Origin of the sequence: Candidatus Protofrankia californiensis (assembly GCF_900634765.1) — a bacterium.
Classification (GTDB): Bacteria; Actinomycetota; Actinomycetes; order Frankiales; family Frankiaceae; genus Protofrankia; species Protofrankia californiensis.
On the sequence record NZ_CAAAFT010000103.1, the window covers coordinates 2,324 to 3,094 of the forward strand.

The 771-nt window shown below is 68.0% G+C and carries 1 protein-coding gene; it reads right to left on the minus strand.

What is annotated here, in order from left to right; all coding sequences use genetic code 11:
* The coding region (locus tag DD1DGNOD_RS06150) for a penicillin-binding transpeptidase domain-containing protein (RefSeq protein ID WP_250645433.1) at positions 1-771 on the minus strand (771 nt) is incomplete at both ends.

A 771-nucleotide genomic window follows, 5' to 3' on the forward strand; every position in this document is an offset into this window, starting at 1 on the left:
CCGGTGCCCTGTGTGATCACCCCGGCCAGGATGCTCGTCACGGTGTCGGCCACACCGGCCGACACCGTCCGCTGGCAGGCGGGAGCGGGGGCGATGTCGACGTTCTGGTTGCCGGAGTCCGTTGCCGACAGGACGTACCGCGGATCGCAGTGGACGCCGTGCGCGGCGAGCGTGGCGTAGGCGTTGGTCATGTCCAGCGGTGTGACCCGCTCGGAGCCGATGGTCAGGTCACCCTTGGTCGGGTGGACGTCCGCCAGGTAGGACGCGGGGATGCCCAGGCGGGTCGCCATGTTGACGACGGCCCGTACGCCGATCTTCTCCTCGAGCTGGATGTAGTAGGTGTTCACCGAGTCCCAGGTCGCGCGGGACATGTCGTACACCCCGCTTTCCGCGGGATCGGCGTTCGAGTAGCCGGTGGCGCAGTCACTGCCGTCCCGCCGGTTCAGGGGGAACGCCTTCGTGCTGTAGCAGGAGGGCGAGTAGAACTGGGTGTTCAGCCCGTAGCCGGCCTCGAGCGCCGCGGCGAGGGTGAACGTCTTGAAGGTCGACCCGGGTTGGAACACCGCCTTGGTCGCCAGCGGCTCCTTGGTCTGGTTGGCGGCGGAGTCGGAGCCGAACACCCGGTTCACCGCCATCGCCAGGATGTTGCCGGTGCCGGGTTCGATCACCACCTCGGTGGCCGACACCGGGTTGCTGGGCGCTATCACGGCATTGACCGTGTTCTGGGCCGCGGCCTGGATCTTGGGTTGCAGCGTCGTCCTGATGACCAGG